The following is a 19227-nucleotide window of genomic DNA, read 5'->3' on the forward strand; positions in this document are numbered from 1 at the left end:
GACAGGTTACTTGCCGATCGCTTCCAGCACGGCCTCGCCCAGCTTGGCGGGGCTTTCGGCCACTACGATGCCGGCACTGCGCATGGCTTCGATCTTATCTTCGGCACCGCCCTTGCCGCCGGCGACGATGGCGCCCGCGTGACCCATGCGGCGGCCCGGAGGCGCCGTGCGGCCAGCGATGAACCCGGCGACCGGCTTCTTGCGGCCTTTCTTGGCCTCATCCGCCAGGAACTGCGCGGCTTCTTCCTCGGCCGAGCCGCCGATCTCGCCGATCATGATGATCGACTCGGTCTCGTCATCGGCCAGGAACCACTCCAGCACGTCGATATGCTCGGTGCCCTTGATCGGGTCGCCGCCGATGCCCACGCAGGTGGACTGGCCCAGACCCACATCGGTGGTCTGCTTGACGGCCTCGTAGGTCAGCGTGCCGGAACGCGACACGACGCCGACCGAGCCACGCTTGTGGATGTGGCCGGGCATGATGCCGATCTTGCAGGCGTCGGGCGTGATGACACCGGGGCAGTTCGGGCCGATCAGGCGCGATTTGCTGCCTTCCAGCGCGCGCTTCACCTTCATCATGTCCAGCACCGGGATGCCTTCGGTGATGCAGACGATCACTTCCATCTCGGCGTCGATCGCCTCGAGGATCGAATCCGCGGCAAAGGGCGGCGGCACGTAGATCACGGTGGCGTTGGCCTCGGTCTGGTGCTTGGCCTCGTGGACCGAGTTGAACACGGGCAGGCCCAGATGGGTCATGCCGCCTTTGCCCGGCGTCACACCGCCGACCATCTTGGTGCCATAGGCGATGGCCTGTTCAGAGTGGAACGTGCCCTGCGAGCCGGTAAAGCCCTGACAGATCACTTTGGTATTTTCGTCGATGAGGACTGCCATTTGGCGTTCTCCTGTTTTCGGCGGGGTCCGACCCGCCAGCATTCATCGGAATGGCGGGCCGTGACCCGCCCTGCGTTAACGGGTTCAGCCCTTGACCGCCTTCACGATCTTCTGCGCGGCGTCGTCCAGGTTGTCGGCGGCGATCACGTCCAGGCCCGAGCTGTTGATGATCTCTTTGCCCTTCTCGACATTGGTGCCTTCCAGACGCACCACCAGCGGAACCTTCAGGCCCACCTCTTTCACCGCGGCGACGACGCCTTCGGCGATGACGTCGCAGCGCATGATGCCGCCGAAGATGTTGACCAGGATGCCTTTGACGTTCGGGTCGCTGGTGATGATCTTGAACGCCTCGGTCACTTTCTCTTTGGTGGCGCCGCCGCCCACGTCCAGGAAGTTGGCCGGCTCGGCTCCGTAAAGCTTGATGATGTCCATCGTGGCCATGGCCAGGCCCGCGCCGTTGACCATACAGCCGATCTCGCCGTCCAGCGCGATGTAGTTCAGGTCGTATTTGCTGGCTTCCAACTCCTTGGGGTCTTCCTCGGTGGTGTCGCGCAGTTCGGCGATGTCGGGATGGCGGTAGATCGCGTTGCCGTCAAAGCTCAGCTTGGCGTCCAGCACCTTGAGGTCGCCGCCCTCGGCCACGATCAGCGGGTTGATTTCCAGCATCTCCATGTCCTTCTCGACGAAGGCTTTGTACAGGATGCCCATCAGGCGCACGCACTGCTTGACCTGCCCGCCTTCCAGACCCAGCGAGAAAGCGATGCGGCGGCCGTGGAACGGCTGATAGCCGGTGGCCGGGTCAACCGAGAAGGACAGGATTTTCTCGGGCGTCGCGGCGGCCACTTCCTCGATGTCCATGCCGCCTTCGGTCGAGCACACGAACGAGATGCGGCTGGTCTGGCGATCGACCAGCAGGGCCAGGTACAGCTCGCGCTCGATGCCGGATCCGGCCTCGATATACACGCGGTTGACCTGCTTACCTTCGGGGCCGGTCTGGTGCGTGACCAGCGTGCGACCCAGCATCTTCTTGGCTTCCTCGGCGGCTTCCTCTACCGATTTGGTCAGACGCACGCCGCCCTTGTCGCCGGCGTCGGGTTCCTTGAAGTGACCCTTGCCGCGGCCCCCGGCATGGATCTGCGCCTTGACCACCCAAAGCGGGCCGTCCAGTTCACCGGCTGCGGTTTTCGCCTCTTCCGCACGCAGCACCGCACGACCGTCCGAAACCGGCGCGCCATAGCTGCGAAGAAGGGCCTTGGCCTGATATTCGTGAATGTTCATCGAAACTGTCCCGTCTGACTACGATTGGATCGTTATAGGGGTGTCCAACGGGCAAAATTAAAGGGTTTTCTTACCGGAAGAAGGTTTTTGCCGAGGATTTTCCGCTTTTGTGATCACGGCATTTTGGGGTGTGATCACAAAAGATGAGTTGGTTGATGTTGATTCGACCCGCCGAGAATCTGTCGCAAAAATACATTCAAGAGTCGCCTTCTAAGCCGTTTGCGCCAACAGTACTGGCTCGGATCGCGGTGGAGTATCGGGCCTCGCCGAATTCGAATGACTTGGCGCCGGCGCGCTTGGCCGCTAACCTGTCTGGACCTGTCTTGATCCGTCAAGATACTTGGGTCGAATAAGAAATGACTGAGCGGATGACAGTGACCACTCCTTCCCTTCCCGACACGATGACCATGATCTTCGATGGATCTGGCAATGCGCGGCTGCTGGATGCCGATGGCTTTCCCGCTTGGTCACCCCGCGGTCCGGAAGAGCAGTTTGCCTGGCAGCACTTGCGTCTTGAGGGAGAATGCACGGTTGCGCTGCTCCGCGCCGCCGGGCTGGATGAGTTCGTGATAGATGCGCTGATGGCCGGCGAAACACGGCCCCGCTGCACCGTGCATGGCGGAGGCGTCATACTGAACCTGCGGGGCGTGAACCTGCTGGAAGGGCAGCCGCCCGAGGACATGATCTCGGTCAGACTTTGGCTGACGGAAACAAAGATCATCGGTGTCTGGCGCCGCCCACTGGATGCGGTTGCGGACATGCTGGCGGCAATCGATCGTGGGCAGGCACCGCGATCGCCGGGTGACTTCGTCGCGCGGTTGGCCTTGCGGCTGGCCGACCGGGCCGAGCCCGCTATCACCGATCTGAACGAACGCGTGGATGACCTCGAGGAGTTGCTGTTGGAGCCGGATGCCGAAATTTCCCGGGCCGAACTCGCGGCGATCCGCAGGTCATCCATCGTTCTGCGGCGATACCTAGTGCCACAGCGCGATGCGTTGACGACGCTCGAGATCGAAGATTTGCCCTGGCTGCAGCCCTATGACCGGTCGAGATTGCGCGAAGCCTCGGAGCGCATCTACCGCATTGGCGAAGATCTGGCGGCTGTGCGCGAACGGGTTCAGATCATTCACGACCAGCTGATGGATGAACGTGCCGAACGCATGAACAACCGTATGCTGGTATTGTCAGTGGTCAGCGCCGTATTTCTGCCCCTGGGTCTGGTGGCTGGCGTACTGGGGATCAACGTCGGCGGCATCCCCGGGGCCCAAGACCCGAACGCATTCTGGGTTGTTTGTTTGCTGCTGGTGGCCCTGGGAGGGGTGCTGTTGCTGGTGGCGCGATGGCTTGGGATGTTTCGCTGACCGTCCTGTCAATCGAAACGCCCCGCCGGTGGGCACCAGCGGGGCGACGATCGATTGTTTGACGAGGCCACCGGAGCCCCGGTGACCCGAGCCGAGTGTTACGCCAGCGAGCTGTCGATGCCTTTGCAGGCCTCAACCAGACCCTTCACGGCGTTGACTGACTTGTCGAACATGTCCTGTTCTTCCGCGTTCAACTGGATGTTCACGATCCGCTCGATGCCGCCGGCGCCGATTACGGTAGGCACGCCTACATACATGCCCTTCACGCCCAACTCGCCATCGCAATAGGCCGCGCAGGGCAGAACGCGCTTTTGGTCTTTCAGATAGGCTTCGGCCATTTCGATCGCCGAGGTGGCGGGCGCGTAATAGGCCGAGCCGGTCTTCAGCAGGCCGACGATCTCGGCGCCGCCGTCACGGGTGCGCTGGACGATGGCGTCCAGCTTCTCCTGCGTGGTCCAGCCCATCTTGACCAAGTCGGGCAGCGGGATGCCGGCAACGGTCGAATAGCGCACCGATGGCACCATCGTGTCGCCATGGCCGCCCAGAACAAAGGCGGTGACGTCCTTCATCGACACGTCGAATTCTTCTGCCAGGAAGTGGCGGAAGCGGGCCGAGTCCAGCACGCCGGCCATGCCGCAGACCTTGTTGTGGGGCAGGCCCGAGAACTCGCGCAGCGCCCAGACCATCGCGTCCAGCGGGTTGGTGATGCAGATGACGAAGGCGTCGGGGGCGTGGGCGGCGATGCCTTCACCGACCGACTTCATCACCTTCAGGTTGATGCCCAGCAGGTCGTCACGGCTCATGCCCGGCTTACGCGGCACGCCGGCGGTCACGATGCAGACGTCTGCGCCTGCGATGTCCTCATAGGACTGGGTGCCCTTCAGCTTGGCGTCAAAGCCCTCGGACGGGCCGGATTCGGCGATGTCCAGCGCCTTGCCTTCCGGGATGCCCTCGGCGATGTCGAACAGAACGACATCCCCCAGTTCCTTCATTGCTGCGAGGTGGGCAAGCGTGCCCCCGATCTGACCTGCGCCGATCAGCGCGATCTTGGGTCTGGCCATTTGGATTGTCTCCGGTCGGTTTTGAAATCGCGGTTTTGCTAGTCGCTAAAACGCCGTTGCGCAAGGGTTCTGCGGCGCGGCATGCGACCGCATACCGTTTGCCTGCCCCGGGCCGGTTGCGCTAAACCACCCACAGGACAAGCCGTTTCGAGGCCGCCGCATGGTCGAATTGAACCTGATGTTTTTTGCCGTGGCGATCCCGGCCGTGATCTTTGCAGGCATTTCCAAGGGCGGCTTCGGCTCGGGCGTGGCCTTTGCGTCGTCGTCGATTCTGGCGTTGATCCTTGATCCGGGGCAGGCGCTGGCGCTAATGTTGCCGATCTTGATGGTGATCGACCTGGCCACCCTGCGCCCCTACTGGAAACGGTGGAACTGGCCCGACGCGCGTCTGCTGATGCTGGGCGCGGTGCCGGGCGTGGCGCTGGGCGCGCTGCTGTACCGGGCGACCGACGAAGACCTGCTGCGGCTGCTGATCGGGGGCATTTCGGTGGGCTTCGTTGTCTGGCATGTGGCGCAGACCCGCGGCTGGGTGCGCGGCTTCGCCAACCGCCTGCCGCCTCCGGCCGGGCTGTTCGCGGGGCTGGTCGCCGGCTTCACAAGCTTCGTCAGCCACGCCGGCGGCCCGCCCGCCGCCGTCTATCTGCTGTCACAGCGCCTGACGAAAACCGAGTTCCAGGCCACCACCGTGCTGGTCTTCTGGATCATCAACATCGCCAAGTTCGTCCCCTATGCCTATCTGGGCATGTTCACCCTGCAGACCGCTTGGGCCGACCTGCTGCTGACCCCTTTCGCCATCCTCGGCGCCTGGCTGGGCGTGCGCGCCCATTGGATGATGTCCGAGCGCCTGTTCTTTGCCATCGCCTATGTTCTGCTGACCCTGACCGGCTCGAAACTGATCTGGGACGCGCTGACCTGAACGTCAGGCATTGGGCGGCAACGATTCGGCCAGAACCTCATAGGCCTCGCCTGCCGCGATCAGGCAGGTCATGCCATCCGGCAAGGTCACGGTGATCGTCCAGGTGCCGGTTTCGTCCGAGGCAAAGACCTCCATCACCGCCCCCTGCTGCACCATGCCGATGCCGCGTCGGGTCTCACCATAGGTCTCGGCCAGCCGACGCAGCGCATCGGCCCGCGGCGCACAGTTCGGCGTCTGCGCCTGCAACTGCTGCGCGGCCAGCGCCATGATGCCCAGACCCATCGTCATCTTTAGAAACGTCATTTTCATCGTCAGCCCCTTCTGCCTGTTGCCCGAGAAAGGCTGGCCCAACCATGCCGAAATCCGGTTAAGGCGACGCGCGTTGCGGGGGGCGTCGCGTCACATGCTGCAATGCGGCGATTTTACGCTTGAACTTTCCGGCAAAAAATGCCCCATTCTGCGCAACTTTATTTCAACGAGAGGTTCCCATGGACCCGCGCCAGCGCCCCTACCGATCCGTTCTCTACATTCCAGGCTCCAAGGAACGGGCGCTCGACAAGGCGCGCTCGCTGCCCGTCGATGCCATCATCTTTGACCTTGAAGACGCCGTTGCCGCCGATGAAAAGGACAATGCCCGTGAAACGCTCAAGGCCGCGCTGGCGTCGGGCGGCTATGACCCGCGCGTCAAGATCGTGCGAATCAACGGTCTGGACACCCCTTGGGGCCCCGCCGATGCCGAGGCCGTGCGCGAGATGGATGCCGACGTGGTGCTGCTGCCCAAGGTCAACTCGGCCGCCGATGTCGATGCGCTGGCCGCAATCACCGGCGACCTGCCGATCTGGGCGATGATGGAGACCCCGCGCGGCATGCTGAACGCGGCCGAGATCGCGGCGCATCCGCTGATGGCGGGCTTTGTCATGGGCACCAACGATCTGGCCAAAGAGCTTCAGACCCGCTTCCGCCCCGACCGCCTGCCGCTGATGACCTCGCTGGGTCTGTGCCTGCTGGCCGCCAAGGCCGAGGGGCTGGTGATCGTCGATGGTGTCTACAACGCCTTCAAGGATACCGAGGGGCTGGCCGTCGAATGCGCGCAGGGCCGCGACATGGGTTTCGACGGCAAGACCCTGATCCATCCCGCGCAGGTCGAGACCGCCAACACCGCCTTCGCCCCCTCCGAAGCCGAGATCGACCTGGCCCGCCGTCAGATCGCCGCTTTCGAAGCGGTCGAGGCCAAGGGGCAGGGCGTTGCCGTGGTCGATGGCAAGATCGTGGAAAATCTGCACGTTGTAACTGCCCGCGAAATTCTGGCAAAAGCAGAGGCGATATCAGCTTTGCAAGCGGGGTAAGCCAGCATGGGCTTCGTTCTTCTCATTCTCGGTGTGGCGCTTTGGTGGGCCGCACATCTGTTCAAGCGCCTGATGCCCGCCCGCCGCGCGGCCATGGGTGACGCCGGCAAGGGGGCCGTTGCGGGTGCGCTGGTCGTGTCGATCCTGCTGATGATTTTCGGCTATCGCATGACCGATTTCATCCATGTCTGGGCACCACCCAGCTTCATGATCCACATCAACAACCTGCTGGTGTTGATCGCGATCTGGATGATGAGCCCGGCCGGAACCAAGGGCCGACTGCTGAACAAGGTGCGTCATCCGATGTTGGGCGGGTTCAAGCTCTGGGCCTTTGCGCATCTGCTGGTCAATGGTGATCTGGCGTCGATCATCCTGTTCGGCGGCCTGTTGGCATGGGCGGTGGTCGAAGTGATCGTCATCAACAAGTCCGAGCCCGACTGGACCCCGGGCGAGCCGGGAACGCTGGGCAAGGATGCGATGTTCTTCACGGCCTCGATCGTGCTGCTGGGCGTCATCGGCTACATTCACGGGCTGGTCGGCCCGTCTCCGTTCCCGGGCTAGGCGGATGATCTGATGGCGAAACTTTATCGACTGCTGACCGAAGAGGACACCTCGGCCTTCTGCCACAAGGTGTCCGAGGCGCTGGCCAAAGGGTGGGAGCTGCACGGCTCTCCGGCCTATGCCTTCGATCCGTCCACCAACAAGATGCGCTGTGCGCAGGCCGTGACCAAGCAGGTCGCGGCCGATTATTCCCCTGACATGAAACTGGGACAGCAGTAATGGCAAAAACCAATCCGGGCCGCTTTTTCGAGGATTACGCCATCGGGCAGGTGCTGCACCATGCGGTGCCCCGCACCGTGACGGTGGGTGAGCGCGCGCTCTATCATGCGCTCTATCCCGCCCGCCACGGGCTCTATTCCTCGGACGAGTTCGCCCGGAGTTGTGGCCTGCCGCAAAGCCCGATCGACGATCTGGCGGCGTTCCATGTGGTGTTCGGCAAGACGGTTCCGGATGTGTCGCTGAACGCGGTCGCGAACCTGGGCTATGCCGAGGGGCGTTGGCTGCAGCCGGTCTATCCCGGAGACACCCTGCGGTCGGAATCCGAGGTCATCGGGCTGAAACAGAACTCGAACGGCAAGACCGGCGTGGTCTGGGTGCGCACGCGCGGGCTGAACCAGCGCGACGAGGTGGTGATCGAATATGTGCGCTGGGTGATGGTGCGGAAATCGAACCTTGACGCGCCTGCCCCGGAAACCGTGGTGCCGGACCTTAAAAAGGCGCTGGAGCCCGGTGACCTCATGGTGCCGAACGGGCTGGATTTCAGCAAATATGACTTTGCTCTGGCAGGTGAACCGCACCGCTGGGGTGACTACCAGATCGGCGAAACCATCGACCATGTCGATGGCGTGACCGTGGAAGATGCCGAGCACATGCTGGCCACCCGCTTGTGGCAGAACACCGCCAAAGTGCATTTCGACCTGACTTTCCGGCCCGATGGGCGGCTGATCTATGGCGGCCATGTGATCTCGATGGCGCGCGCCTTGTCCTTCAACGGGCTGGCCAATGCGCAGATGATCGTCGGCCTGAACGGCGGTGCCCATGCCAATCCCTGTTTCGCCGGAGACACCATCAAGGCGTGGTCCGAGGTGTTGGACAAGGCCGAAACCGGCGTGCCGGGTGTGGGTGCCATCCGCCTGCGACTGGTGGCGACCAAGGGCGGCGAGCCCTTTGCCTTGCGCGGCCAGGATGGAAAGTACAGCCCCGACGTGCTGCTGGATCTGGACTATTGGGCGCTGATGCCGATCTGAGCGGGCTGACCCCCACAGTCTTGTGATTCCGACCGGGCCGAACCGTGCTAGGTTCGGCTCATGTCTTTTCTGCGTATCCTTGCTGCTGCGCTCTGCCTTGGCCGTCCGGCGTCGGCCTGCGATCTGGCGCTGGCTTTGGCCGTGGATGTTTCCGGCTCGGTCGACAGTTCGGAATACCGCATCCAGATGGATGGCCTGGCGGCCGGGTTGCGCGACCCGGCCGTGTCCGAGGCGCTGGTGCGCGGCCAGGCCCGGCTGATGCTGGTGCAATGGACCGGCGCGTCGCGCCAGCGCATCACCATCCCCTGGACCCGCATCGACGGGTTCGCCGCGGTGGACGCATTTGCGGAACAGGTGGCGACCGATCCCCGCGTGTGGCGCAACTTCTCGACCGCGATCGGCGAGGCGTTGGAAATGACCGTGAACAGTTTTCTGGACGTACCCGACTGCAAGCGCCGCCTGATCGACATCTCGGGCGACGGGGTGTCGAACGAAGGCATTGAGCCGACCGAGATACACGACCTGCTGCGCCGTCAGGGGATCACCGTGAACGCCATCGCCATCGAGGAAAGCGAGCCCGATCTGACCGCCTATTTCTATGAAAACGTCATCGTGGGCGAAGGTGCCTTCGTGGTCTCGGCTGCGGGTTTTGAAGACTATCCAGAACGTATCCGCAAGAAACTGCTGCGCGAAGTCACCCGCCAGACGGCCAGGGTCAAGTGACGGAAAAAGATTCGTGATCACATCGCTTGCGGCCTGAAAACGCTAACATTGACGGGTGGCGATGAGATTTGTGATCACGGGAATATTTTGCGTGATCACAAAAAACGGCCAATAGGGTCATTTGCGCGCAATTTGCTCTTTTTTGCACCTGCGGCGCGTGACAGAGATGTAAAAAGCAGTAAAACCTTCGGTAGCCAACCCAAAAAGGAGCCGCCATGGCCGATGTCAATCGGGGGAACCGCCCGCTTTCGCCGCATCTGTCGATCTATCGTCCACAGTTGACCTCTGTCACCTCGATCCTCACGCGGATCACCGGCAACGCCATGTTGGTGGCGGCGCTGCTGATCGTGTGGTGGTTCCTGGCCGCGGCCACCTCGCCCGAGGCTTATGCAACCGCCAATGCCGTGATTACGTCGTTGCTGGGCGACTTGGTGATGGCTTTGTCGCTGTGGGGGCTGTGGTACCACACCCTGGCCGGCATCCGCCACCTGATCTGGGACAACGCCGTCGGGCTGGACCTGCCCACTGCCTACAAGCTGGGTTGGGCGGTCGTGATCGGATCGGTCGTTCTGACCCTCGTCACCCTGTTGATCGTTGCATAACCGGAGGCCTGACATGCGTTACCTTACCGACCGCAAGCGTGCCCTTGGCCTGGGCTCGGCCAAATCCGGCACCCAGCATTTCTGGGCGATTAAGGTCAGCTCGGTTGCCTTGCTGATCCTCGTGCCGCTGTTCGTCTTTACCTTCGGGCCGACCTTGGGCCAGCCTTATGACGTGATGCTGGACTACTATTCGCGCCCGTTCCCGGCCATCGTTGCGGCGCTGACGCTGGCCGTTGGCTTCAAGCACTTCGCCGATGGCGCGCAGGTGATGATCGAGGACTATGTGCACGGCACGCTTGAAAAGGTTCTGATCATCCTCGTGACCTGTCTGTCCTATGGCGCGGCCGCCGCTGGCATCTTTGCCATCGCCCGCATCGCCCTCTAACACCCCGGAGCTGAAAGAAATGGCTGCATACGAATACGAAACGCACGAATATGACGTGGTTGTCGTCGGCGCCGGTGGGGCCGGGCTGCGGGCCACGCTGGGCATGGCCGAGCAGGGGCTGCGCACGGCCTGCGTGACCAAGGTTTTTCCGACGCGCTCGCACACCGTCGCGGCACAGGGCGGCATCGCGGCGTCGCTGTCGAACATGGGCCCCGACCACTGGCAGTGGCACATGTATGACACCGTCAAGGGCTCGGACTGGCTGGGTGACACCGACGCGATGGAATACCTGGCGCGCGAGGCGCCCAAGGCGGTGTATGAGCTGGAGCACTATGGCGTGCCCTTCAGCCGGACCGAGGAAGGCAAGATCTATCAGCGCCCCTTCGGTGGCCACACCACTGAATTCGGGGAGGGCCCGCCGGTGCAGCGCACCTGTGCCGCCGCCGACCGGACCGGTCACGCGATCCTGCACACGTTGTACGGACAGTCGTTGAAGAACAACGCGGAATTCTACATCGAGTATTTTGCGATCGACCTGATCATGTCCGAGGACGGTCAGTGCCAGGGCGTCGTCTGCTGGAAGCTGGACGACGGTACCATGCATGTCTTCAACGCCAAGATGGTCGTGCTGGCTACGGGCGGTTACGGCCGCGCCTATTTCAGCGCGACCTCGGCCCATACCTGCACCGGCGATGGTGGTGGCATGGTGGCCCGCGCGGGTCTGCCGCTGCAGGACATGGAATTCGTGCAGTTCCACCCGACCGGCATCTATGGCTCGGGCTGTCTGATCACTGAAGGCGCGCGCGGCGAGGGTGGATATCTGACCAACTCGGAAGGCGAACGGTTCATGGAGCGCTATGCGCCCCACTACAAGGACCTGGCGCCGCGTGACTATGTCAGCCGCTGCATGACGATGGAAATCCGCGAAGGGCGGGGTGTGGGCAAGAATGGTGATCACATCCACCTGAACCTGTCGCACCTGCCGGCCGAGGCTCTGGCTGAACGGTTGCCGGGGATCTCGGAGTCGGCCAAAATCTTTGCCGGCGTCGACGTGACCAAGGAGCCGATCCCGGTTCTGCCGACGGTGCACTACAACATGGGCGGCATTCCGACCAACTATTGGGGCGAGGTTCTGAACCCGACCGCCGACAACCCCACCGCCGTGGTGCCCGGCTTGATGGCCGTGGGCGAGGCCGGCTGCGCCTCGGTGCACGGTGCCAATCGACTGGGCTCGAATTCGTTGATCGACCTGGTGGTGTTCGGCCGGGCCGCCGCGATCCGCGCCGGCAAGGTGGTGGACCCCGAGGCGCCGAACCCTGTGCTGAACAAGGCGTCGGTCGACAAGGCCTTCGACCGGTTCGACGCGCTGCGCAACGCCAATGGCGCGACCCCGACCGCCGAATTGCGGCTGGAAATGCAGAAGACCATGCAGGAAGATGCAGCCGTGTTCCGCACCGCCGAGACGCTGGCGCAAGGCGTCGAGAAGATGACCGCGATCGCGGCAAAGCTGGACGACCTGAAGGTCACCGACCGCAGCCTGGTCTGGAACAGCGACCTGATGGAAACGCTGGAGCTGACCAACCTGATGCCCAACGCGCTGGCCACCATCGTTGGTGCCGAGGCGCGCAAGGAATCCCGCGGCGCCCACGCGCACGAGGACTTCCCCGAGCGCGACGATGAGAACTGGCGCGTGCACACCGTGGCGCGGGTCGAGGGCAACTCGGTCGAGTTGAGCTATCGCCCGGTCATCGTCGATCCGCTGACGCCCGAAGAACAGGGCGGCATCAGCCTTGAAAAGATCGCGCCCAAGGCGCGGACCTTCTAAGGAGAGGAACACATGGTACAACTGACCCTCCCCAAGAATTCGCGCATCACGACGGGCAAGACCTGGCCCAAGCCCGAAGGGGCGAGCAACGTGCGCAAGTTCCAGATCTATCGCTGGAACCCGGACGATGGCCAGAACCCGCGGGTCGACACCTATTTCGTCGACATGGACGATTGCGGCCCGATGGTCCTGGATGCGCTGATCTACATCAAGAACAAGATCGACCCGACGCTGACCTTCCGCCGGTCCTGCCGCGAGGGGATCTGCGGCTCCTGCGCGATGAACATCGACGGGATCAACACGCTGGCCTGTATCTACGGCATGGATGAGATCAAGGGCGACGTGAAGATCTATCCGCTGCCGCACATGCCGGTGGTCAAGGACCTGATCCCCGATCTGACGCATTTCTATGCGCAGCACGCCAGCATCATGCCGTGGCTGGAAACCAAGACCAACCGGCCTGCGAAAGAATGGCGGCAGTCGATCGAGGACCGCAAGAAGCTCGACGGCCTTTATGAATGCGTGATGTGCGCCAGCTGCTCGACCTCGTGCCCCAGCTACTGGTGGAACGGCGACCGTTATCTTGGCCCCGCGGCGCTGCTGCATGCCTATCGCTGGATCATCGACAGCCGTGACGAGGCCACGGGCGAGCGTCTGGATCAGCTCGAGGATCCGTTCAAGCTGTATCGCTGCCACACGATCATGAATTGCGCTAAGACCTGCCCCAAAGGTCTGAACCCGGCCAAGGCGATTGCTGAGATCAAGAAGCTGATGGTCGAACGCACCGTTTGACCCCGAACAAAGACCGCACTTGCCGCATTGCGGCAAGTGCATGGCCCACATGTGAAATCATCGGATGTGCGCCGCCCCGGTCGGGTTTATGTTTGGCGCTGGGGAGGAGTGACGGATTGGAAACAGGATCACTCCGATGAAAACCGAAAACAGCACCGCCAAAACCGATGCAGCCGAAACCCTGAAGTTGCTGGAGCAGGCTTGGGCCTATTTTACACCCGCGCTGGCGAAACACGCCGAGGACAAGGAACCCGAACTGTTCGAATACGCCAACGCGGCCTGATGTGCGGCGGGGGTTGGGCTTGAACATCGGCACGATGTGAGCGAAGCAGGGGCATGCCTATTCTTCTGCTCCTGCTCGCCGCCGGTGTATTCGCCTATTTCTATTGGCGATCGCGCACGTCGGCGCTGACGCGGGACTGTCGGTGGCGGCGACACCGGAAGGACGGGATCTGGAGCTGTGCATTCTGCGGTGCCGTGTCCCGTTCCGAGACGCAGCCGAACCAGTGCGAGCGAACCGGAACCTGACATTTCGGCGCCAGCGAATCCTTGGGGTTTCCCACCGACGCGATCTGCGTCACTGTGTCGAAAAAATGGATGGACGCAGCATGACGAACCCACCACCCGACGCCGCCGCCCGCCGGGCCATCGCTCCGGTGATCTGCTATCCCAATGACAGCCTGTCGGCGCCGGACATGCCGCTGCTTGGGGCGGCCCGGTCAACCGCGCGCAAAACGGGCGAGGTTTTGGTCCCGCCACGCGACGCGCGGTGTTTCGAGGTTCCGGCTGGGCATTTCTTTCGCATTACTTCGGTCGAGGGCCCGCAGGTCGGTGACCTGAACCTGTGGAGCCTGCACGACCTGTCCGAGCGTTTCTATTCAGGCAAGACCCGCGCGTTGCACGGAACCCACGTGACGACGGGCGAGCGGCTGTGGTCCAGCTTTCCCCATCTGCGCCCCATGGCGACGATCGTGGCCGACACGCTGGACTGGTATGGAATCGACGAATATGGCGGGTCGGTGCATGACGTGATCGGAACGCGCTGCGACCCCTACACCGGCAATCTGCTGTCGGGCACGCAGTATCACCAGTGTTGCCATTCCAACCTGACCCGCGCGCTGGCCGACCATCTGGGCCTTTCGCTGGCCGAGGCCGAGCCGGCCGTGCACGACGTGCTGAACGTGTTCATGTGCACCGGCTTCACCCGCGATACCGGGCAGTATTTCATGAAGGCGTCGCCGGTGCGTCCGGGCGACTATCTGGAGTTTTTCGCTGAAATCGATCTGCTGGGCGACCTCAGCGCATGCCCGGGCGGGGATTGCTCGGCCGAGCATTCATCGGACACCGCCGCCTGTCATCCGCTGCTTGTCGAAGTGTTTGCGCCTGCCGAGGGGACGTTGACCGGATGGAAAAGCCCGGCGCCCAATGGCTATGACCGCTCGCACGGGCGCTGAGGCCCGGGAATAGCCCCGGGCCGGTTGGCTTCAGGCGTTCGGGAAGGCGGCGTGCAGCGCAATTTCCACCATGTCGCCAAAGCTGCTCTGGCGTTCGGACGAGGGTAGGGCCTCGCCGGTCAGCAGGTGATCGGACACGGTCAGAACCGCCAGAGCGCGGCATTTGTGCCGTGCGGCCAGGATATACAGCTCGGCGGCCTCCATCTCGACACCCAGGATGCCGTGGCGCACCATCTGCTCGTTCAGGTCGGGGCGTTCGTCATAGAACACGTCCGACGAGTAGATACCGCCGACATGCATCGGGGTTCCTTTCGCCTCGGCCGCCTGCACGGCCGCCTGCAACAGCGACCAGTCGGCGCAGGGCGCGAAGTTGATCTCTTTCATGATGCCCCGAGACGGCGTGCTGAGCGTCGTTGACGTCATCGCAATGATCACATCGCGCAGTTTGACGTTTTCCTGCATGCCACCGCACGAGCCGATGCGGATCAGGGTTTTCGCACCGTAGTCCCGGATCAGTTCATTGACGTAAATAGACAGCGAGGGCATTCCCATTCCGCTGCCTTGAATGGTGACCGGATTGCCTTTCCATTCGCCGGTGAATCCCAGCATTCCGCGCACATCGTTGATCTGGCGGACATTGCTCAGGAAAGTTTCCGCTGCCCATTTCGCGCGATAGGGGTCGCCGGGCAAAAGCACGGTTTCGGCAATTTCACCTTTTTCGGCGCCAATGTGAATTGTCATTTTGGTACAAAACCCTCATTCAGATTTCGAGATCGGTTATATCTGCTCCGGCTTTCAGCGCTTCGTGTACCCATTTCGGTTTGCGCCCGCGCCCCGTCCAAGTTTGCGAAGGGTCAGCCGGATTCCGGTATTTTGCCTTGGCTTTGCCGCTCTTTCCAGATCTGGACGCCTTCACCGTCAGGTCCGACAGCGAGAACCCATAAGCCGCCGCGGCCTGTTCAGCCGCTTTCAGGGCTTCTTCGCGCTCGCGGGCCTCGGCATTCTCCAAGGCCGTGTCGATTTGGCCGCGCAATTCCAGAAGTTCCTGACGCGACATTTTTTCAAGATTGATCGCCATTTTCCCCGTACCTGTCAATTTCGGTTGCGAATTGTCCGCACACGGTAAGGAGAACTTTCTTTGTTTTCTAATCTTTTTTACTGAAATCGAATAATAAGCGCGCTCATTTCTGTTTTATTCTGCGGCGATCGTTTTTGGATCTGCCAACGCCACGATGTCTCCCATGATCGCATTCAGTTCGAAATTCTTGGGAGTATAGACATTGGCAACACCCATCGATCTGAGGCGATCCGCGTCTTCGTCCGGGATGATGCCCCCGACGACAACGGGAATATCACCCAAGCCAGCTTCGCGCAGGCGTGTCATGACTTCCTGAACCAACGGCAGGTGACTGCCCGACAGGATCGACAGGCCGATCACATGAGCTTGCTGATCCATGGCCGACTTCACGATTTCCTCGGGGGTCAGGCGGATGCCGTCATAGGTGATGTCCATGCCGCAGTCGCGGGCGCGGAAAGCGATCTGCTCGGCACCGTTGGAATGGCCGTCCAGCCCTGGTTTGCCCACCAGGAATTTCAGGCGACGCCCCAGGCGGTCGCTGACCGCATCCACCGCCGCCCGCAGGTCGTCCAAGCCTTCGGTCTTGTTCGAGACCGACCCCGAAACGCCCGTCGGGCCACGATAGGTGCCAAAGACGCGCCGCATCTCTTCGGCCCATTCGCCGGTGGTGACGCCGGCCTTGGCCGCGGCGATCGAGGGCTCCATGATGTTGGCGCCCGATTGCGCGGCGGCGCGCAGATCGGCCAGCGCCGCGACCACGGCGGCGTCATCGCGGGCGGCACGCCAGTCGTTCAGGCGATCGATCTGTTCCTGTTCGACCGCCGGATCGACGACCATGATCCCGCCATCCTCTGTCTGCAGCGGCGAGGGCTCACCCTCGGTCCAGCGGTTCACGCCAACGACGATGGTCTCGTTGCGCTCGATCCGGTTGAGCCGCTCGGCGTTGGAATCCACCAGCCGCGATTTCATGTAGTCGATCGCCGCAACCGCGCCGCCCATCGACTCCAGATTGGCCAGCTCGGCCCGGGCGCCCTGCTTCAGTTCCTCGACTTTGGCATCGACCACCGGGTTGCCGTCGAACAGGTCGTCATATTCCAGCAGGTCTGTCTCATAAGCCAGGATTTGCTGCATCCGCATCGACCATTGCTGGTCCCAGGGGCGCGGCAGGCCCAGTGCCTCGTTCCAGGCGGGCAATTGCACCGCCCGGGCGCGCGCCTTTTTCGACAGGGTCACGGCCAGCATCTCGATCAGGATGCGATAGACGTTGTTCTCGGGCTGCTGCTCGGTCAGGCCCAGCGAGTTGACCTGAACGCCATAGCGGAATCGGCGGAACTTGGGGTTTTCCACGCCATAGCGCTGTTGCAGGATTTCGTCCCAAAGATCGACGAAGGCCCGCATTTTGCACATTTCGGTGACAAATCGGATGCCCGCATTCACGAAAAACGAGATGCGGCCGCACAGCGCCGGAAAATCCTCGGCCGGAACGCGGGGACGCAACTCGTCCAGGACCGCGATGGCGGTGGCCAGCGCATAGGCCAACTCCTGCTCGGGCGTCGCGCCGGCCTCTTGCAGGTGATAGGAACACACGTTCATCGGGTTCCATTTCGGTACGTTCGAATAACAGTACTCGGCCACATCCGCGATCATCTTGAGCGAGGGCTTGGGTGGGCAGACATAAGTGCCGCGGCTGAGATACTCCTTGATCAGATCGTTCTGTACCGTGCCCTGCAGCTTGGACACATCGGCGCCCTGTTCCTCGGCCACCGCGATATACAGCGCCAGCAGCCAAGGGGCTGTGGCGTTGATCGTCATCGACGTGTTCATCTGCTCCAGCGGGATCTGATCGAACAAAACCCGCATGTCCCCCAGGTGGCAGACCGGCACCCCGACCTTGCCGACCTCGCCCCGGGCCAGGGTGTGATCACTGTCATAACCCGTCTGCGTCGGCAGATCGAAGGCAACCGACAAACCGGTCTGCCCTTTGGCCAGGTTGGACCGGTACAGCGCGTTCGAGGCTTTGGCCGTGGAATGACCGGCATAGGTTCGGATGAGCCAGGGGCGGTCTTTCTGCGTCTGCGTCATGGTCAGAGCCTCATGCGTCGATGGGTAACAAAATTTCTCTCATGGGTTCTAAAGCGCAATTTTCAGCATATGTCAATTCGCTGCGTTGCGGCATGTACGGCGTGCTGCAGATTGTGACGGCGGCGGTTTGATGGCACTGTGCCGGCATGACGCAGACCGTTGAGCTACCGATTTGGCTGTTTGTTCTGATCGTGGTGTTTGCCGCGGTCACTTTTGCCTCGCATTTCCTGTTCCCGTCGGTGCGCTGGTTCTTTCGCCGCCGGCTTGAACGGGCTGTTGAACAGTTGAACCAGCGCCTGCAACGGCCAATCCAGCCGTTCAAACTGGCCGAGCGTCATGACATGATCCAACGCCTGATCTATGACCCGCAGGTTGGTCAGGCTGTTCAGCACCACGCCGAAGAACATGGTATCCCCGAAGCGGTCGCGTTCGAGCAGGCCCGGCGATACGCCCGGGAAATCGTCCCGTCGTTTTCGGCCTTCATGTATTTCAGCTTTGCCATTCGGTTGGCTCGATGGTTGAGCAACGCGTTCTACAATGTCCGCCTCAGCCACGAGGACGAGGCCGCATTGAAGGAGATCGATCCCAAAGCAACCGTGGTCTTTGTAATGAATCACCGGAGCAACATGGATTATGTTCTGGTGACCTATTTGGCCGCGCAACAGTCGGCGCTGTCCTATGCGGTGGGCGAGTGGGCACGGGTCTGGCCGCTCAGCCGGTTGATCCGCGCGATGGGAGCCTATTTCATCCGGCGCAAGTCCGGCAGCGAACTCTACCGGCAGGTTCTGGCCAGCTATGTGCGCTTGGCCACCAATGCCGGTGTCACGCAGGCGATGTTTCCTGAAGGTGGCCTAAGCCTGACCGGGGCGCTGGGCCGACCCAAGCTAGGGCTGCTGAAATACATCATCGACGGCACCAGCCCCGATGGGCGGGATGTGGTGTTCGTGCCGGTTGCGCTGAACTATGACAGGGTGCTGGAGGATACGATCCTGACCGCTGCCGCCCTGGGCAGCGAACGGCGGTTTCGCGCTCGGATCGGCGTGATCACAAGGTGGAGCCTGAAACAGGTATGGCGCCGTATCATCGGGCGCTACAAGCGGTTCGGCTTGGCCTCGGTTCGGTTCGGCCTGCCCGTTTCGCTGCAGGAGTTCCGCAAACAAGCTGGCCCGGACTTGATGACGGATCTGGCCCGAGAACTGATGCGTCGGATCGGTCGGGCGATTCCTTTGGTACCAGCGCCCGCCGCGTGTTGGCTCGTTCGCGAGAACGGCACCATCTCCGAGTCTGACGTTCAGTCACGCATCGCCGAACTGATGCGGCGGGAAGGCGCGACGGACGAAGACCTGAAAGCTATTTCGCCAGCGATCGAACAACTGGTCGAACGGCGAATACTGAGCAGAAACAACGGTATGCTGTCGCCATCGGTCGAGCGGCTGGATCTGATGCAGTATTATGCCGCCTCAGCGCCCATCAGCGAAGACCCGGATGGTTCTGCGGCTGCAAAAGAAATTTCTGCGGCTGCTGGGTCATAAAATTACAATAATGATCTGAAATGGGTTGCAAAATTACTCATGGGCCAATATTCCAGCCTATGAAGCGCGCGATTCTGCGTCGCGGCGAACATG

The 19227-nt window shown here is 62.1% G+C and carries 21 protein-coding genes; 14 read left to right on the forward strand and 7 right to left on the reverse strand.

Going from position 1 to position 19227, the window contains the following annotated elements; all coding sequences use genetic code 11:
- Positions 1–6: 6 nt before the first annotated feature.
- Positions 7–891, reverse strand: a complete 885-nt coding sequence (gene sucD / locus AC2FNS_RS08610) for a succinate--CoA ligase subunit alpha (RefSeq protein WP_496683228.1) — start codon at positions 889–891, stop codon at positions 7–9.
- 84 nt (positions 892–975) lie between these two features.
- Entirely contained in the window at positions 976–2169 is a 1194-nt protein-coding gene (sucC, locus tag AC2FNS_RS08615) for an ADP-forming succinate--CoA ligase subunit beta (protein WP_496683226.1), read from the reverse strand.
- Positions 2170–2537: 368 nt separating this feature from the next.
- Between sucC and AC2FNS_RS08620 the strand changes: the two genes are divergently transcribed.
- A complete protein-coding gene (locus AC2FNS_RS08620) occupies positions 2538–3530 on the forward strand; it encodes a zinc transporter ZntB (protein WP_496711657.1) in 993 nt (330 codons plus the stop codon).
- A 98-nt stretch (positions 3531–3628) separates the two neighbouring features.
- Here the strand turns inward: AC2FNS_RS08620 and mdh are convergent, their stop codons facing one another.
- Positions 3629–4591, reverse strand: coding sequence for a malate dehydrogenase (mdh, locus tag AC2FNS_RS08625; protein WP_496683221.1), 963 nt, complete (start codon positions 4589–4591; stop codon positions 3629–3631).
- A 160-nt stretch (positions 4592–4751) separates the two neighbouring features.
- On the opposite strand from mdh, the gene AC2FNS_RS08630 reads away from it, so the two are divergent.
- The gene (locus tag AC2FNS_RS08630; RefSeq protein ID WP_496711658.1) at positions 4752–5507 is read left to right on the forward strand and encodes a sulfite exporter TauE/SafE family protein; all 756 of its coding nucleotides are present in this window, start codon (positions 4752–4754) and stop codon (positions 5505–5507) included.
- Positions 5508–5510: 3 nt separating this feature from the next.
- On the opposite strand, the gene AC2FNS_RS08635 is transcribed toward AC2FNS_RS08630, so the two are convergent.
- Positions 5511–5816, reverse strand: a complete 306-nt coding sequence (locus AC2FNS_RS08635) for a hypothetical protein (protein WP_496711659.1) — start codon at positions 5814–5816, stop codon at positions 5511–5513.
- 179 nt (positions 5817–5995) lie between these two features.
- Between AC2FNS_RS08635 and AC2FNS_RS08640 the strand changes: the two genes are divergently transcribed.
- The 11 genes from AC2FNS_RS08640 (at position 5996) to AC2FNS_RS08690 (ending at position 14442) form a co-directional block, all read left to right on the forward strand.
- On the forward strand, positions 5996–6853 hold the full coding sequence (locus AC2FNS_RS08640) for an HpcH/HpaI aldolase/citrate lyase family protein (protein WP_496711660.1): 858 nt from the start codon (positions 5996–5998) through the stop codon (positions 6851–6853).
- A gap of 6 nt (positions 6854–6859) precedes the next feature.
- Positions 6860–7414: an NnrU family protein gene (locus tag AC2FNS_RS08645; protein ID WP_496797735.1), complete on the forward strand. Its 555-nt coding sequence runs from the start codon at positions 6860–6862 to the stop codon at positions 7412–7414.
- Positions 7415–7426: 12 nt separating this feature from the next.
- Positions 7427–7633, forward strand: coding sequence for a DUF1737 domain-containing protein (locus AC2FNS_RS08650; protein ID WP_496683208.1), 207 nt, complete (start codon positions 7427–7429; stop codon positions 7631–7633).
- On the forward strand, positions 7633–8661 hold the full coding sequence (locus AC2FNS_RS08655; RefSeq protein ID WP_496711662.1) for a MaoC family dehydratase: 1029 nt from the start codon (positions 7633–7635) through the stop codon (positions 8659–8661). Before AC2FNS_RS08650 ends, AC2FNS_RS08655 begins: the two co-directional genes overlap by 1 nt.
- 60 nt (positions 8662–8721) lie before the next feature.
- Positions 8722–9384, forward strand: coding sequence for a DUF1194 domain-containing protein (locus AC2FNS_RS08660; RefSeq protein WP_496711663.1), 663 nt, complete (start codon positions 8722–8724; stop codon positions 9382–9384).
- Between the two features lie 215 nt (positions 9385–9599).
- On the forward strand, positions 9600–9986 hold the full coding sequence (sdhC, locus tag AC2FNS_RS08665; RefSeq protein ID WP_149776949.1) for a succinate dehydrogenase, cytochrome b556 subunit: 387 nt from the start codon (positions 9600–9602) through the stop codon (positions 9984–9986).
- A 13-nt stretch (positions 9987–9999) separates the two neighbouring features.
- The gene (sdhD, locus tag AC2FNS_RS08670; protein WP_496711664.1) at positions 10000–10371 is read left to right on the forward strand and encodes a succinate dehydrogenase, hydrophobic membrane anchor protein; all 372 of its coding nucleotides are present in this window, start codon (positions 10000–10002) and stop codon (positions 10369–10371) included.
- 19 nt (positions 10372–10390) lie between these two features.
- Complete coding sequence (sdhA, locus tag AC2FNS_RS08675; RefSeq protein WP_496683195.1) at positions 10391–12196, forward strand: succinate dehydrogenase flavoprotein subunit; 1806 nt, start codon at positions 10391–10393, stop codon at positions 12194–12196.
- 12 nt (positions 12197–12208) lie between these two features.
- Entirely contained in the window at positions 12209–12988 is a 780-nt protein-coding gene (locus AC2FNS_RS08680; protein WP_496683194.1) for a succinate dehydrogenase iron-sulfur subunit, read from the forward strand.
- Positions 12989–13124: 136 nt separating this feature from the next.
- Positions 13125–13271: a hypothetical protein gene (locus AC2FNS_RS08685; protein ID WP_496711665.1), complete on the forward strand. Its 147-nt coding sequence runs from the start codon at positions 13125–13127 to the stop codon at positions 13269–13271.
- 325 nt (positions 13272–13596) lie between these two features.
- Positions 13597–14442: an urea carboxylase-associated family protein gene (locus AC2FNS_RS08690; protein WP_496711666.1), complete on the forward strand. Its 846-nt coding sequence runs from the start codon at positions 13597–13599 to the stop codon at positions 14440–14442.
- Between the two features lie 30 nt (positions 14443–14472).
- Here the strand turns inward: AC2FNS_RS08690 and deoD are convergent, their stop codons facing one another.
- From deoD to AC2FNS_RS08705, 3 genes are all read right to left on the reverse strand, one after another.
- Positions 14473–15183: a purine-nucleoside phosphorylase gene (gene deoD, locus AC2FNS_RS08695; protein ID WP_496682136.1), complete on the reverse strand. Its 711-nt coding sequence runs from the start codon at positions 15181–15183 to the stop codon at positions 14473–14475.
- A gap of 19 nt (positions 15184–15202) precedes the next feature.
- On the reverse strand, positions 15203–15520 hold the full coding sequence (locus tag AC2FNS_RS08700; RefSeq protein ID WP_496682133.1) for an H-NS histone family protein: 318 nt from the start codon (positions 15518–15520) through the stop codon (positions 15203–15205).
- Between the two features lie 114 nt (positions 15521–15634).
- Positions 15635–17602, reverse strand: a complete 1968-nt coding sequence (locus AC2FNS_RS08705) for a protein meaA (protein ID WP_496727580.1) — start codon at positions 17600–17602, stop codon at positions 15635–15637.
- A 146-nt stretch (positions 17603–17748) separates the two neighbouring features.
- Here AC2FNS_RS08705 and AC2FNS_RS08710 point away from each other — a divergent pair, with 146 nt between their 5' ends.
- Positions 17749–19134 (forward strand): 1-acyl-sn-glycerol-3-phosphate acyltransferase, encoded by a 1386-nt coding sequence (locus AC2FNS_RS08710; protein WP_496712921.1) that lies wholly within the window; start codon positions 17749–17751, stop codon positions 19132–19134.
- The last annotated feature ends 93 nt before the right edge of the window (positions 19135–19227 follow it).

Source organism: Ruegeria sp. BHSA191 (genome assembly GCF_059613325.1).